Annotated in this window: 18 protein-coding genes; 11 read left to right on the forward strand and 7 right to left on the reverse strand. The window is 66.1% G+C overall.

What is annotated here, in order from left to right:
* Window positions 1–1562: PDZ domain-containing protein (locus tag VFV09_03605; GenBank protein HEU4866794.1), on the forward strand; the 1562-nt coding region annotated here is incomplete at its 5' end.
* A gap of 51 nt (window positions 1563–1613) precedes the next feature.
* Here VFV09_03605 and VFV09_03610 read toward each other — a convergent pair.
* Entirely contained in the window at window positions 1614–2051 is a 438-nt protein-coding gene (locus VFV09_03610) for an Hsp20/alpha crystallin family protein (protein HEU4866795.1), read from the reverse strand.
* Window positions 2052–2192: 141 nt separating this feature from the next.
* Here VFV09_03610 and VFV09_03615 point away from each other — a divergent pair, with 141 nt between their 5' ends.
* Complete coding sequence (locus VFV09_03615; GenBank protein ID HEU4866796.1) at window positions 2193–2981, forward strand: hypothetical protein; 789 nt, start codon at window positions 2193–2195, stop codon at window positions 2979–2981.
* On the opposite strand, the gene VFV09_03620 is transcribed toward VFV09_03615, so the two are convergent.
* On the reverse strand, window positions 2978–3601 hold the full coding sequence (locus VFV09_03620; protein HEU4866797.1) for a hypothetical protein: 624 nt from the start codon (window positions 3599–3601) through the stop codon (window positions 2978–2980). The genes VFV09_03615 and VFV09_03620 overlap by 4 nt on opposite strands.
* Before the next feature lie 109 nt (window positions 3602–3710).
* On the opposite strand from VFV09_03620, the gene VFV09_03625 reads away from it, so the two are divergent.
* Complete coding sequence (locus tag VFV09_03625) at window positions 3711–4145, forward strand: hypothetical protein (GenBank protein ID HEU4866798.1); 435 nt, start codon at window positions 3711–3713, stop codon at window positions 4143–4145.
* A gap of 6 nt (window positions 4146–4151) precedes the next feature.
* On the opposite strand, the gene panB is transcribed toward VFV09_03625, so the two are convergent.
* Window positions 4152–4943 carry a 3-methyl-2-oxobutanoate hydroxymethyltransferase gene (panB, locus tag VFV09_03630; GenBank protein HEU4866799.1) on the reverse strand — a complete coding sequence of 264 codons (792 nt, stop codon included), beginning with the start codon at window positions 4941–4943 and terminating at the stop codon, window positions 4152–4154.
* 247 nt (window positions 4944–5190) lie between these two features.
* On the opposite strand from panB, the gene VFV09_03635 reads away from it, so the two are divergent.
* Entirely contained in the window at window positions 5191–5466 is a 276-nt protein-coding gene (locus VFV09_03635; protein ID HEU4866800.1) for a hypothetical protein, read from the forward strand.
* Here the strand turns inward: VFV09_03635 and VFV09_03640 are convergent.
* The 3 genes from VFV09_03640 to VFV09_03650 are packed head-to-tail and all read right to left on the reverse strand — an operon-like array spanning window position 5405 to window position 6821.
* Entirely contained in the window at window positions 5405–6085 is a 681-nt protein-coding gene (locus VFV09_03640; protein ID HEU4866801.1) for a DUF2238 domain-containing protein, read from the reverse strand. The two genes, VFV09_03635 and VFV09_03640, sit on opposite strands and share 62 nt — an antisense overlap.
* Window positions 6082–6288 carry a hypothetical protein gene (locus VFV09_03645; GenBank protein HEU4866802.1) on the reverse strand — a complete coding sequence of 69 codons (207 nt, stop codon included), beginning with the start codon at window positions 6286–6288 and terminating at the stop codon, window positions 6082–6084. Before VFV09_03645 ends, VFV09_03640 begins: the two co-directional genes overlap by 4 nt.
* The gene (locus VFV09_03650; GenBank protein ID HEU4866803.1) at window positions 6285–6821 is read right to left on the reverse strand and encodes a phospholipase A2; all 537 of its coding nucleotides are present in this window, start codon (window positions 6819–6821) and stop codon (window positions 6285–6287) included. The genes VFV09_03645 and VFV09_03650 overlap by 4 nt, the downstream gene beginning before the upstream one ends.
* Window positions 6822–7009: 188 nt before the next feature.
* On the opposite strand from VFV09_03650, the gene VFV09_03655 reads away from it, so the two are divergent.
* From VFV09_03655 to VFV09_03665, 3 genes are read left to right on the forward strand one after another with little or no spacing between them, the layout of a single operon-like run.
* Window positions 7010–7705 carry a hypothetical protein gene (locus VFV09_03655; GenBank protein ID HEU4866804.1) on the forward strand — a complete coding sequence of 232 codons (696 nt, stop codon included), beginning with the start codon at window positions 7010–7012 and terminating at the stop codon, window positions 7703–7705.
* Window positions 7706–7733: 28 nt separating this feature from the next.
* On the forward strand, window positions 7734–8429 hold the full coding sequence (nth, locus tag VFV09_03660) for an endonuclease III (protein ID HEU4866805.1): 696 nt from the start codon (window positions 7734–7736) through the stop codon (window positions 8427–8429).
* Window positions 8429–9154 (forward strand): DUF72 domain-containing protein, encoded by a 726-nt coding sequence (locus VFV09_03665; GenBank protein HEU4866806.1) that lies wholly within the window; start codon window positions 8429–8431, stop codon window positions 9152–9154. The genes nth and VFV09_03665 overlap by 1 nt, the downstream gene beginning before the upstream one ends.
* Here VFV09_03665 and VFV09_03670 read toward each other — a convergent pair.
* Window positions 9151–9399, reverse strand: a complete 249-nt coding sequence (locus tag VFV09_03670) for a DUF2516 family protein (protein HEU4866807.1) — start codon at window positions 9397–9399, stop codon at window positions 9151–9153. The genes VFV09_03665 and VFV09_03670 overlap by 4 nt on opposite strands.
* Before the next feature lie 64 nt (window positions 9400–9463).
* Between VFV09_03670 and VFV09_03675 the strand changes: the two genes are divergently transcribed.
* The 4 genes from VFV09_03675 to VFV09_03690 all read left to right on the forward strand — a co-directional run.
* Complete coding sequence (locus VFV09_03675) at window positions 9464–10420, forward strand: hypothetical protein (protein ID HEU4866808.1); 957 nt, start codon at window positions 9464–9466, stop codon at window positions 10418–10420.
* A gap of 4 nt (window positions 10421–10424) precedes the next feature.
* A complete protein-coding gene (locus VFV09_03680) occupies window positions 10425–11963 on the forward strand; it encodes a molybdopterin-dependent oxidoreductase (protein ID HEU4866809.1) in 1539 nt (512 codons plus the stop codon).
* 60 nt (window positions 11964–12023) lie between these two features.
* Window positions 12024–12827: a prolipoprotein diacylglyceryl transferase family protein gene (locus tag VFV09_03685; protein HEU4866810.1), complete on the forward strand. Its 804-nt coding sequence runs from the start codon at window positions 12024–12026 to the stop codon at window positions 12825–12827.
* An 8-nt stretch (window positions 12828–12835) separates the two neighbouring features.
* Window positions 12836–13606, forward strand: a 771-nt coding sequence (locus VFV09_03690; protein HEU4866811.1) for a radical SAM protein, incomplete at its 3' end; no start/stop codon positions are given.

Here is a 13606-nt window from a genome sequence, read left to right on the forward strand (position 1 = left end):
CCACGGTCACCGCCGCCCGGATCGCCCGGCTGTTCGCTCTGCTTTTGATGGGCACCGGCCTTTTGTGGCTCGTTGTGGGTTCGCCGGTCAGCGCGGTCTGGTCCCTGGTCATGGGGTGGTTCCTGCTGCAGGCCGCGGAGGCGGAGAAGAACTACGCCCTGGTCAGCCAGGCGTTCCAGGACCTCACCGTCCGCAACCTGATGACCCGGGACCCGGTGATGTTCCGTTCCGACACCTCGGTCGACGAATTCCTGAACCTCGCCCGGGTCACGCCGCACTCGGTCTACCCGGTGGTCGACGACGGGGATCTGAAGGGGATGCTTCCGCTGCGCGTCGCCGCGGCGGTGCCGGCGGGGGCCAGGGTCGAGACCAGGATCGCCGACATCATGGTCGAAACGATGGCCCTGGACGGGTCTTCCCAGGTGGTCGACGTCATCGACCAGCTCCGGATGCCGCCCGGCCGGGCCGCCGTGCTGGAGGGCAGCCGGGTTGCCGGAATCCTCTCCATCTCCGACGTTGCCCGCTCTTTGCAGACCCGGCAGCCGAGACAGGGTCAGTCCCCCCGAAAAAAGCGCAATCTTGGGGTGATATTGGGCGCATTGGCGGTGGTCCTGCCGATCGCGGCGGCCCTGTACAAGCCCCCGGTGATGATCATCGCCCCGGCGCCGCCGGTCGACGTCACCAAGGACGTGGAGATCGACGGCGTGCCGGTGACCGACCTCAGCGGCAGCTACCACCTGGTGGCCGTCACGATCACCCAACCGAACGCCCTGCGGGCGGCCGCCTCGTACTTCAACGACGAGGTGGACATGCTTCCCCTGACCGAGGTGCTGCCGGCGAACGTATCCCAGGAGGTGTACCTGCGCAGCCAGCGCCGGGTGTTCGAGGAGAGCCAGAAGTCGGCCGCCGCAGCAGCCGCCGAGGCGGTGGGCATGGAGGTGACGACCAACGGCTCGGGGGCGCAGATCATCGACGTCGTGAAGGACTCGCCGGCCGACGGGAAGCTTAAGGTGAACGACGTGATCGTCGCCGTGGACGGCACCCCCATCAAGCTTGTCTCGGATCTCATCGGGTTCACCACGGTGAAACCGGTCGGCACGACGTTCGAGATGACCATCGAGAGGGGGTCCAGGACTCTCACCGTCCCGGTGACCAGCGGCCGGCTGAAAGGTTTCAACTCGACGAACACCGGCGTCGGGATCATCTCCACCACCAAGGACCTGGATGTGGATCTGCCGTTCGAGGTGAAGTTCAAGGACCGCAACATCGGCGGCCCGTCGGCAGGGTTGGTGTATTCGCTGATCATCGCGGACATGCTGGACGCCAAGGACGTCGCCCAGGACCGAAGGATCGCAGCCAGCGGCACCATTCAGCTGAGCGGAGTGGTCGGTCCGGTGGGGGGCCTCAAGGAGAAGTTGATCGCCGCCGAGGAGGCCGATGCCGACGTCTTCCTGGTGCCCGAGAGCGAGCTTCGGGAGCTGAGCCGGCCCGAAGAGGCGGTCACCACGGTCGGGGTCAAGGACTTGCCGGACGCGCTGGGCATCCTGAACGGCAACGCCTAGACGCGAGTGGATCCGGGCTGGGCCCGGATCCGTGTGCGGGGCCTGCCGCTGTTACTCGGTGGCGCGAACCTCGATGCGCTGCGGCCTGGCCTGTTCCATCTTGGGCACTTCGATGGTCAGCAGCCCGGCCCGCATGGTGGCGTCGATCTTGGTTGAGTCGCACTTCGGGGGGAGGGCAATCCGGCGCCCGAATGCGCCGTAGAGCCGTTCGACCCTGCGGTAGGTCTCCTTCTCCTGCGGTTCGGCAAACTTCCGCTCGCCCCGGAGGGTGAGGACGTCGTTCTCTACGGTGATGTCGACGTCGGATACGTCTATGCCCGGCAGCTCGACGATGATTTGAAACTTGTCGGGCGTCTCGAGAATGTCGGCGGCCGGCGACCAGGTTCCCTTCATCGCCGACTCGGCGGTTCCGAGCAGCCTGCTCACCTCGCTGCCCACCTGGAAAAGGTCCTGCAGGGGGTCCCAACGCCTTGCCACTGAAGCTTCCATTGCTGCTCCTCCTTTCGGGTTCATTGACCGTTTTCGAAAGATAAAACTTGATAGCAATCCTGTCAAGTTTAATGATGCGTATACCAACAGTATTGGGCTACGGATCTTGCAGTGTCGGGCACGTTGGGGGAGGATGGCGGCGTGGACGCCTTGCTGGAGACCGAACCCGAGACCCCGGCGGCGGCCCGGGCCCTGGTCGCGGCAAAGGTGGTCAGCCTTTTGGGGTTTCCGCTGATCCCGATGGCGGTCTACCTGAGCGGTCGTCACCCCGGCCTGGCCGGCGTGAGCTCCGCCGAGCAGATCGAACGCCTGGCGGCCCAGGCCACAGCGTGGGCCCAGGTGCACTTCGCCTTCAGCGTCGGAGGGTTCCTGGCACTGGCGGCCATCCTGGTGCTGCGCACCGAGGTGGCGAAGAAGGCGCCGGTGTTGTGGACCAACGCCGCAGCTGCGGTCGGAGTCATCGGGGCCGTAATCTTCACCGGGACCGTCCTCATGGAGGTCAAGGTGATCCCGGCGCTGTCCCGGGCGTGCGTAGCCTCGGCCGGGTGCCGGACGGCCGAGAACGCAGTCTTCACCGACGCCTTCGCCGACGAGGGCTGGCGGGTGCTCCCCGGGCTGACGGCCGGCGGACGAACGATGATGGTAGGCGTCGCCCTGCTGGCGATGATCGGGTTCGCCTACGGGTCGCTTCGCACCTGGGAGGCCGCGGCGATCTTTGGAGGGGCGGTTCTCGAGATCGGGACCAACACCGGGTTGCACCAGTGGGGCAACTTCAGCCCGGCCCAGGGGATGCCGGCTCTGGCAGCGGTGGCGATTCTTGTGGGAAGCCTGGGGGTCGCCCAGCGGCTGATCTGGCCGGTCAAGCCGGATATCGTTGACCCAGCTCCGATGGAAACGGCGCCGGCTGCGCCCCCTGCCGAACCCGGTTAGGCGGTTTCGTACTCGTAGATCCGGCGGTCCAGCTCCCGGGGCGAAATTCCAAGCATCTGCGAAGCCCGCTCGACGACGTCGGTCAGCTCGGTGTCGGGGACCCTTCGCTGCATCGCATCGCAGATGAAGCTGCGCAGGTGCGGCGCCGGCTTGATCGGACCGCAGCCCTGGCGGGTGAGGATGGCCTCGTAGACGTGCAGGTCCAGCCCTTTGACCCGGCCCATGAAGTCCCGGTACTGGCTGGAGCGCGCCCAGTGGTTCAGAAACTCCTGGTTGACCACGCCGCGGGCCTCGAAGTAGCGGATGAGGTTGCGCAGCTCCTTCACCCGGCGCGCAGCTTTGAAGCCCCACAGGGCCGAGCCGGCGTTGTGGTTGCCCTCGGGGGTGTCGGGGTAGCGGGCGAGGAACGCCTTCAGGCTCTCGAGGTCCCGGATCTCGTCCCACCAGCGGTCCCGGTAGCAAAGCAGGGCGGCGCGGACGCTCTCGGCCTTGGACCGGTAGTCGAGGACCGTCAGGAAAAGGTTCGTTACGTAGTCTGTCTGCACGTAGACGCCCCGTGCAGCGGGCAGGCCGCGGCAAAGATTCGAGAAGTCGCGGATTTCTTCTTCGGATACTCCCATAGCGTTCTCCGACCGATAATGAGACGCCCTGTTCGGGCGATCAGTATAGGAAGGGCTTGGGAGTTTTCCGCGTCTATCCGGAAAGAAACCGCTCAGATATCTTTGGTTCATGACCCGAGCCTTCTTCGACCAGATAGACGATGAAGTAAGGGGCATGGTAGGCCCGGCCCTGAGAAACTTCAACTCCGAACGCAACGGCCGTTTGATCAAGATCTGGTACTCGGACCCCGCCGTGCACTTCGAGGTTCAGTGGCTGTCCCGTACCTGGGCGCCGGGCCACAAAGAATGCCTGGAGATCGGCCTGCACTTAGAGTCGAAGGACGCCGAACGCAACGATCGGATCCTGAAGCGCCTGGTAGACGAGAGGTCCTCCTGGGGCGCCGAACTGGGGGCCGCCGAGACGGGAAAGGCGATCGGCCCAATGGCCTCCCGCTGGAGAAGGGTGTCCGAGGTGATCGAATACCCGGCCCTGGACGAGGACTTCGCCGGGGAGGTGGCAGAGAAGTTTTCGTCCTACATAAAGACGCTTCACCCGCTCATCTGAGCCTTACTACTGGTAGCTGTGCTGCTCGTCCGGGTAGGCGCCCGACTCGACCTCTTCCTTGAACGTCTGGACCGCTCCGGTGATCGTCTCCCGAAGGTTGGCGTAGGTCTTCACGAACTTCGGCGCATTTCCCGCTCCCATGCCCAGCAGGTCGGTGATCACCATCACCTGGGCGTCGCACCCCGACCCGGCGCCGATTCCGATCGTCGGGATGGTGAGCGACCGGCTGATCGCCGTGGCTACATCGGCGGGGATTGCCTCCAGGACCAGGGCGCAGGCGCCGGCCTTCTCCATGCTGAGGGCGTCCGACTGCAGGCGGTCGGCCGACTCCTGGGTGCGGGCCTGGACCCGGTAACCGCCCAGGGCGTGAACCGACTGCGGGGTCAGCCCCAGGTGGCCCATCACCGGGATGCCGTGGTCGACCAGCGTCTGGGTCAACTCCAGGCGGGCGCCCTCCATCTTCACCGCATGCGCGCCGCCCTCCTTCAGGAAGCGGACTGCGTTGGCGAAGCCGTCGGTGACCCGGCCCTGGTAGCTGCCGAACGGCATGTCGGCCACGACCATGGCGGTCTTCGTGCCCCGGACGACGGCCGCGGTGTGGTGCAACATCTGCTCCATGGTCACAGGCAGGGTGTTCTCGTACCCGAGTATCACCTGCCCCAGCGAGTCCCCGACGAGAATCACCGGGATGCCGGCCTCGTCGAGAATCGACGCGGTCAGGTAGTCGTAGGCGGTCAGCACCGTGAAACGTTTGTGCTCGCTCTTGTATCGGGAAAGGTCGCGGACGGTTACACGCATGGGGCTCCTCCTTTACGGTCCCGGGGCCATACGGCCTCCAAGCCTGCCTTCAGTTTAGCTCTCGATCCTTTTTCCGCCCTTGAGCGATATCATTGGAGTAACGACATTCGATTTCGGGCCCCGGACTCCGGCCCCTTTCCGACCAGCGAGGAAGACTTCAGTGACCATGAGAGTTGCCGTACTTTGTTGGGAAGAAAGCCGTCCGTGGGTTAGTGAACTGCGCCAGGGAGGGTTCAGTGTCCCGTGGGTGGAGGAGCCGAAGGGCGAAGCCCACCGCCAGGTGGCCGGCGTGGAGGCGGACCTGCTTCTGGTCGACCTGACCCGCCTGCCCGAGCAGGGCGTTGACATGGTGAGCATCCTGGCCGGCGAAGGTACGCTCGACGGTATACCGGTGGTCCTCGTGACCGGCACTGCGTCCGATGCCGAGGGCCTTTCGGAAAAGGTGGCCCACCTGACGGTCACTACGCCGAAGAAGATGATCTCGGCCGTGGAAGCGGCTCTGGCTCAGCGGTCGAAGATCTAACGACCCTCTCGGGGTTCGCCCCGGGGCGCTTTTGAGGCACCAGTCCCAACCATAGACCCATCAGTGTGCACCCCATCAGGTTGAAGATGAGGTCCCAACCCATGTTCTCCAGGCCGCCCACCTGCTGTTCCGGTACTGCGTAGATCGATGCGAACTCAACCACCTCGTTCAGTGCGCCGAGGCCCATGCCCATCAGCCCGGCCATCAGCGCCTTCCCGCCGGCCGGCGCATCGGCAACCGTCCTCAGGTCGAGGGCGAACCAGCAGGCGGCGGTTGCCACCGCAAACCCGATCATGTGGGTCAGCTGGTCGTAACGAATGACCCTGGGGATCAGCCAGATTCCGTAGACGATGCCGTTCTGGGACGACTCCCAGCCCACCAGCCCGCCGACCATGTGCATGAGCCCCCAGACCGACAGGCTCCACAGCAGCCATCCGGGGAGCGGCCTCCGGCGGTTGAGGGCGGCGACCACGACGAAGTCCAGCAGCACGATCACCAGGTAGGTGAGCGCCCGCACGGGAAACGGCCCGAACCCGAAAACCGTGAGCCCGACGGCGTAGACCGCGCTGAAGGCGGTGAACCAGGGGTGAGTGCGGACCAGCAGCTTCAGGGACTTCACGGGTTGTCTCCCGGTCCGGACCGCCGGCGGCGCACCAGCACAGCTATTCCGACGACGATCGCCAGGGCGGCGAGGAAAAGTCCCAGGACCAACAGCGGGCTTTGAGCGTCCCCGCCCGATCCGGTGCTGATGCTGGCGGGGTCCGAGCAGGCGGCGAGCAGCAACAGGAAGGCGAACAGCAGGCGCCGGGGACCCGGCGTCACGCCTGGAGGGCCCCCCAGGGGATGCTGTAGGAGCGGATCCGGGACGAGGTCTTGATCGCCTTGTGAACCAGGCTCGCTGCGGTCAGACAATGCTCTTTTGCCTCCTCCACCCGGCCGGCGCAATCCAGTTGCATATCGTGCAGGAAGAACCCATCGACGGCCCGCCTTCGGCCGCCACTGAGCTCAAGGTACCGCAGTAGGTCGTAGCCGTAGTCGTGGGTGCGGCAGGCGGCGGCAAAGTCGAAGTCCGCCGTGGTGGCAGGCAACGACCCCGAGGAGCAGGCGCCCTTCGGGTCGGTCATCCGGAGGCCTCCGGGGACCTCGACGAGCTCCGGTTGGTACGGGAACCCCTCGGGCGGACACGCCCGGCCGATCAAGTAGTCGGCCATCTTCGGGCTCTCTATGACGGCGCAGGCCGCTTGTGCGGGCTCCAACGCCGGGCCGAACGGCAGCCGGTCGGGGCTCCCGGCGACCGGAGCAGGAATCAGCGGCTCGCCGGCGGCTGCGAATGCAGAGCCTTCAAACAGGAGCATCGCCGAGATGGCGGCAGCGAATAAGCGGATGGCCGGACGAGTGATCGACTGCCGCATACCTAGCGGGTTCCGGCCGGTTTGGCCGCCGCGAGGTCTAGCGCCGAAGTCATGGCGGCTTAGACGCGGGCTTGCATTGAGCGTTACAAATCCGCCGGAAATAGGTGTTCGTGCCCTATCTTTGACAACCCATGTCAAGCGCTGAGAACGACAACCTGTTGGGCCCCCGCCTGCGAATTGCCCTGCGAGACGGCTACGTCCGCCGGGCGGCGCAGGAGACCGAGCGCGAGCTGGAGTCCGAGCAGAACCGCTCGGTGATCAGCATTGCGCAGGTGCTGGGCGACATCGACCAGGCCGGGGGCCGGGCCGACCTGGAGACCCGGATGGGCCAGCTCGAAGAGCAGGTCGAGAGGCTGAGCGCCCGCCCCGGCGAGAGCGACCAGGCCATCGAGGCCAAGATCCACATTCTTCGAACCACCATCGAGAGCGCCCTGGAGGCAATCGTCGTCCCGAAACCCGAGGAGGCCGTGACGCCGGTTGCTCCGCCTTCCGCCGACGCTATGGAGGAGCTCCGGAAGGAGTTCGACGCCAAACTTCAGGCCGCCCGCAGCGACATGAGCTTCGAGGTTCTCCAGATCCAGAAGGAGCTCGAGGAGAGCCGCACCACGGCCGGTGTCTCGATCGACACCCAGACGATCCTGGACGAGTTCGAGGACCGGCTTTACGCCTCCGAGCAGCGCAACTCCAACGCAGCGGTGTACCTGGAGGAGATGATCAACGCTCAGCGGGACCGCATCGACCAGCTCAAGACGCTGCAGGCGGAGTTCGTCGAGCGCATGTCGAAGGAGTTCGCCGGCTTCATGAGGACCCTGGCCGCCCCCGAATAACGCCTGCCGTTCGCCGTACAATTGTGCGATGTCCCTTCCGCCCGAAGCACCCGTCCTCAAGCCCCCGCGTGCCCCCCGCCCCAAGCGCACCGACCCGGCCGAGCGCCGGTTCCCGATCGTCTACCGCCGCCTCACGCGGGCCTACCCGGACGCCAAGTGCGCCCTCAACTTCTCGAACCCCCACGAGATGTTGTTTGCAACGATTCTCTCGGCCCAGTGCACCGACGCCATGGTCAACAAGGTCACCGAGAAGCTGTTCGCCAAGTACCCGACCCTGGAGGACTACGCCTCGGCCGACATCCTCGAGCTGCAGCAGGACGTGAAGCCCACCGGCTTCTTCCGGCAGAAGTCGAAGAACCTGCAGACGACCGCCCGGGTCCTGCTGGAGAAGTTCGACGGCCGGGTTCCGTCAACCATGGCCGAGCTGGTCACCCTCCCCGGCGCCGCCCGCAAGACCGCGAACATCGTGCTCGGAAACTCGTTCGGCAAGGTCGAGGGGATAGCGGTGGACACCCACGTGCGGCGGGTTTCCCAGCGGCTCGGCCTGACCACCAACGAGGACCCGGTCAAGATCGAACAGGACCTGATGGCCCTGGTGCCCAAGAACAAGTGGTTCCAGCTCAGCTACCTGTTCATCGAGCACGGCCGGGCGGTCTGCAAGGCGCCGGTTCCGAAGTGCGGGGACTGCGTGCTGAGCGACATCTGCCCCTCATCGAGGGTCTGATGACCGAGCGCGGGAAGCTGTTCGTCGGCACCTCCGGCTTCGCCTTCAAGGAGTGGAAGGGCCCCTTCTACCCGGAGGGCACGACCGACAAGAAGATGCTGGCGTACTACTCGTCGAAGCTCGGCTCGGTGGAGATCAACTACTCGTTCCGGCGCCTGCCGTCGGAGTCGACGCTTCAGGCCTGGAAGGAGCAGTCGTCGGACGGCTTCCAGTTCACCTTGAAGGCGTCCCAGCGGATCACCCATTGGAAGCGGCTGGTGGACTGCGAGGAGGATGTCGCCGAGTTCGTCCGCCGGGCCCGGATCCTGAATGGCCGCCTGGGCACGATCCTTTTCCAGCTCCCGCCCAACTTCAAGTACGAGCGGGAGAAGCTGGAGTCCTTCGCGGCGGTCCTGCCCCCGGTCGCCCGCTACGCGATGGAGTTCCGGCACGAGTCGTGGAGGGCGGACGAGCCGAAGGAGATCCTGGCGGCCAACAGCATCGCCTACTGCGGAGCCGACACCGACGATCTGGCGCTTACCGAGGTGCCGATCACCGCGCCGCACGTCTACCTGCGGCTTCGCAAGGAGGAGTACGGCGAGGAGGAGCTGGAGAGCTGGGCGTCCAAGGTGTCGACGGTCCTGGATGCCGGCCACGACGTGTACTGCTACTTCAAGCATGAGGGCGGGGGAGTGGGCCCTGCATACGCCCTGGCGGTCGAAAAGGCCGCAGGCGTTCGAAGTTAGTCGACCTCTTCCCAGTCGGGCGCCGGCGGCGCCAGGAAGAACCGCACGTCGCGCCGGACCCCGGCGATGTACGCCACCGCTCCGATGTACAGCGTGACGACCTGAATCGCAATCCAGAACCGTTTGCTGCGTCCCGCCTTCTCCCAGGCATCGGATGGGATGCGGGCCGCGTCGAACACCCCCCAGAGCGGAACCGCCAGGAAGATTCCCAGCAGCACCGCCTCGATAACGTCAAGCTCATTCATCCGCCCTGAACTTACCTCGCCTTGATTCGGTAGGGCGCTATCGTGGATACCTAAGGAGATTGCAATGAACGAGCATCCGGCAGTTATGTACGAGCTGGAGGGCCGTCCCAAGCTCAGCTTCTCCGGCCCCCAGGCGCTGTGGTTCCTGAACCAGCTGCTCAGCAACCAGTTGGAGCAGCTCAACCCGGGCGAGGGCGCCGAGGCGCTCCTGCTGACCCCCAAGGGCCGGATCACCTCGGTGTTCCGCGTGCTGGCCAACGCCCAGGGGGCCCTGGCCGACGCCGACGGCGGCGACCGCCAGGCGCTGTACGACTTCTTCTCCATGCGGATCTTCGCCACGAAGGTCCAGGTGCACGACGTCACGGACGACTTCACTATCCTGCGGGTTCTGGGCCCCCACGCCATGTCGACCGTGGCGAACGGGCTGGAGCTCACCGAGCCGCTGGCGCCCGAGCCCCATGCCAACCTAAGCGTCGGCTCTGCGGTCCTGGTCACCCTGGCGCCGCCTCTGGAGGGCCTGGACATCTGGGTCCCCCCCAACCGCAAGCCGGACATTCTCGAGTTATTGGAACGATGTAACGTCCGGACGGCCTCCCGTCACGAATACGAGGTGATGAGAGTTCAAGCCGGCGCCCCGGCGTTCGAAAGCGACCTCGAAGCAGGCTACCTCCCGCAGGAGGCCGCACTCGAACGGGCGGTCCACTTCAAGAAGGGCTGCTACCTGGGGCAGGAGGCCGTGGCGATGGCACAGCGGGGGCGGGTCAAGAAGCGCCTCCGCCACCTGTCGTTCACCGGCGAGCCGGTGCTGGGCGAGATCACCTACGAAGGCGCCCCGGCCGGCACGGTTACCAGCGTCTCCGACGGCTTCGGCATCGCAATGGTCAAAACCTCGGTGCCCCTGGAGGCCGAGGTGACGGTCGAAGGGGTCACCGCCACGGTGCACGAGCTGCCCGGCACGATCTACGGCCCAAGCGTCCCGAGCGCACGCGAGTTGCGGGAACGGCTGCAGAGCTCCGAGTGACCCCATGAGCCGCAGGAGCATCTTCCTAAAGGGCGTAGTCGCCATGGGCTCCGCCCTCCTGGTGGTCTTCGGGGCCCAGAGCCTGCTCCCGCTGGTTTCCTACCCCCCGGCCCGAATCGCCGCGCTGGTCCTGGCTGTGGTCCCGGGCGACTTCTCGACCCTGATGATCGAGCGCCTCGGCCCGCTTGCCCTTCGGGGCTTCGGAATCGGTGTGAACGTTGCGGTCCTGATCGCCGCCGGGTTTATCTCCACCTGGATCTACAGGGCGGATAGTGACGCCGGAAAGGCCCGTCGTGCGATAGCCGTCGGCCTGGCGACCCTGGTGGGCTCGATCCTCCTCGCCCTGGGGGACGTCGGCGGCCTGTCGCTGGTCGAGGTGGTCATCTACGCGGCGGCGGCCCTGGTCTTCGCCGTTGTGGTCCTGGACATCCCGCTGCTGGCGGCGGTTGAGCCGAGACGGGTCGAGGGCGACGAGACCCCGCTGGACGCTATCTCCCGGTCCCGGCGGCGGTTCGTCACCCGGGCCGGCTGGGGCCTCGGCATCCTGCTCGCCGGCGGCAGCGTGCTGCGGGCGGTGCTGAAGAGGAGCAACACGCCGAAGGTCAAGATCGTGGAGGCGGCGCAAAAGTACTCCGTCCCCGACGGCGGCGACTTCCCGCTCATCCCCGGTCACAGCCCCGAGATCACCTCGGTCGAGGACTTCTACAACGTGGACATCAACATCGTGAAGCCGGTGGTCGACCACCTGGACTGGAAGCTCAAGATCCACGGATTGGTCGAGAACCCCTACTCGCTCGACTACACATCGATGCAGAACGACTTCGAGGTCGTCGAGATGGCCCACACGCTCACCTGCATCTCCAACACGGTGGGCGGCGACCTGATCGGCACCGCCATCTGGCGGGGTGTGCGCCTGAAAGACGTGCTGGAGCGGGCGGGGCTGAAGGACGGGATCGTCGACATCGTCTTTAGAGGGGCCGAAGGCTACTCGGACTCGGTGCCGCTCGCCGAGGCGATGCAGAGCGACACCCTGCTGGTCTTCGGCATGAACGGCGAGGCGCTGAACACCGAGCACGGCTTCCCGGCCCGCATCATCGTTCCCGACATCTACGGGATGAAGAACGTGAAGTGGCTGACCGAGGTGGAGGCGGTCGACGTCGACTACCAGGGCTACTGGATGGTCCGCGGCTGGAGCGACGAGGCCCAGGTCAAGACCCAGTCCCGGTTCGACGTCCCGTCCGACACCGCGACCGTGAAGCGTGGCGCCCGGCTGGCCGGCGTGGCGTGGGCCGGGGACCGGGGCATCCGCCGGGTCGAGATCTCCACCGACCGGGGAAAGACCTGGAAGCCGGCGGTGCTAAAGCGTGAGCTGTCCAACCGCACCTGGCGGCTGTGGGCCGCAGAGCTGGAGTCGGGAACCGGCCAGGTCCGGGTGATGGTGCGTGCCGTCGACGGGGAGGGCGATGTCCAGACCGCCGAGGGCTCCCGCCCGCATCCGTCCGGGGCCACCGGATATCACCTGCTGGATCTGACCGTCGAGTAGAGGTCTGGCCCAAACAGACGTAGGCTGCTAGCTTGGCTTTCTCGAGCCCAAGGGGACACGTTGCTACCAACCCTGTTTTCGATCGGCGGCCTGGATGTGCCGACCCACTCCTTCTTTCTGACCCTGGGCATCCTGACCGCGGTCCTGGTGATGGTCTATGAGGCCCGGCGGAGTGCCCGGCTGGACCAGGAGCTGGTGGCGGTCATGGCGGGCACCCTGCTGTTCGGCGCCGTCGGAGCGAAGCTCGCCACGGTCTGGCAGTACGTCCGCCTGAGCCCGGACCCCACACTGTTCGGGGCGCTGGTCGACGGCGGCAAGAGCATCCTCGGCGGCCTGGCCGGCGCCTACATCGGGGCCCTGGTCACCAAGAAGATCGTCGGCTACCAGGGGAAGACCGGCGACCTGTTCGCCCCCGGCATCGCCCTCGGGATGGCGGTCGGCAGGATCGGCTGCTTTTTGACCGAGCAGATCGGGACCCCCACCTCACTTCCCTGGGGCATCTCCGTCGACGCATCCACGGCGGCCCGCCTCCCCGGCAGCGTCGACCCGGGTGTCGCCATGCACCCGTCGTTCCTCTACGAGATCGCTTTCCAGCTGGTGATCTTCGCCGTGCTGTGGCGCCTGAGAGACCGCATACCTGTGCCCGGCGAGCTGTTCAAGATCTACCTGCTCGCTTACGCGGTCTTCCGTTTCGGTGTCGAGTTTGTGCGGGGCAACGAGGTCATGTGGTCGGGACTCAGCGGGTCACAGCTGTTCCTGATCCCGTCGACGATCCTGCTGCTGGGGTACTTCTACCGGCAGATTTCGCGGGGCGCCTATGCAGGCGGCGTTTCGAAGATGCGCCCTGCAGGGGAGCCGGCGTGAGCGCGGGGATGCCGCTGCGGGAGGACCGAATCCGCCGGTACGTCAACGCGTTCTGCCCCCACTGCCACGAGGAGGACCCCTTCCGGCCTCTGGACCAGGTCGAGCGGCTCTCCGGCTACCTGGCCGAGGCCGGGGGGAGGGTCTGGCTCGTGCGGGGGTGCCCGGTCCACGGCAAGGTGACCACGATGTACGACGAGAACCCGGAAATGCTCACCTACCTGGAGAAGTGGACGGCTCCGACCAAGGTCCACGGCCCGGATACCCCGAACAACTTCACGCCGGTCCCCGCCGGCTACCTCCAGGGGCTCGGCGAGCTGCAAACCCAGCACACCTGCATCCTGCTCGAGGAGATCATCCACAAGTGCAACCTGAACTGCCCCACCTGCTTCGCCGGGTCGTCGCCTGATCTGGCGGGCATCGTCCCGGCACGGGAAGTCATGGACAACATCGACCAGCGCCTGGAGCGGGAGAACGGCCGGCTCGACGTGCTGATGATCAGCGGGGGTGAGCCCACCATCCACCCGGAATTCCTCGACATCCTGAAGGCCACCATGCAGCGGGACATCATCCGGGTGCTGATTAACACCAACGGCATCCAGGTCGCCCGGGACGACGCACTGGTCGGGTTCCTGGAGAAGCACCGGGACCGCTTCGAGGTCTACCTGCAGTTCGACGGGTTCAAGCTGTCGACCCACCAGCACCACCGCAACGCCGACCTCAGGCGGATCAAGCGGCAGGCGGTCGAGCGCCTCAGCGCGGCAGGGGTGTTCACGACGCTG

It is taken from the genome of Actinomycetota bacterium, from assembly GCA_035759705.1.
Taxonomy (GTDB): Bacteria; Actinomycetota; CADDZG01; order JAHWKV01; family JAHWKV01; genus JAJCYE01.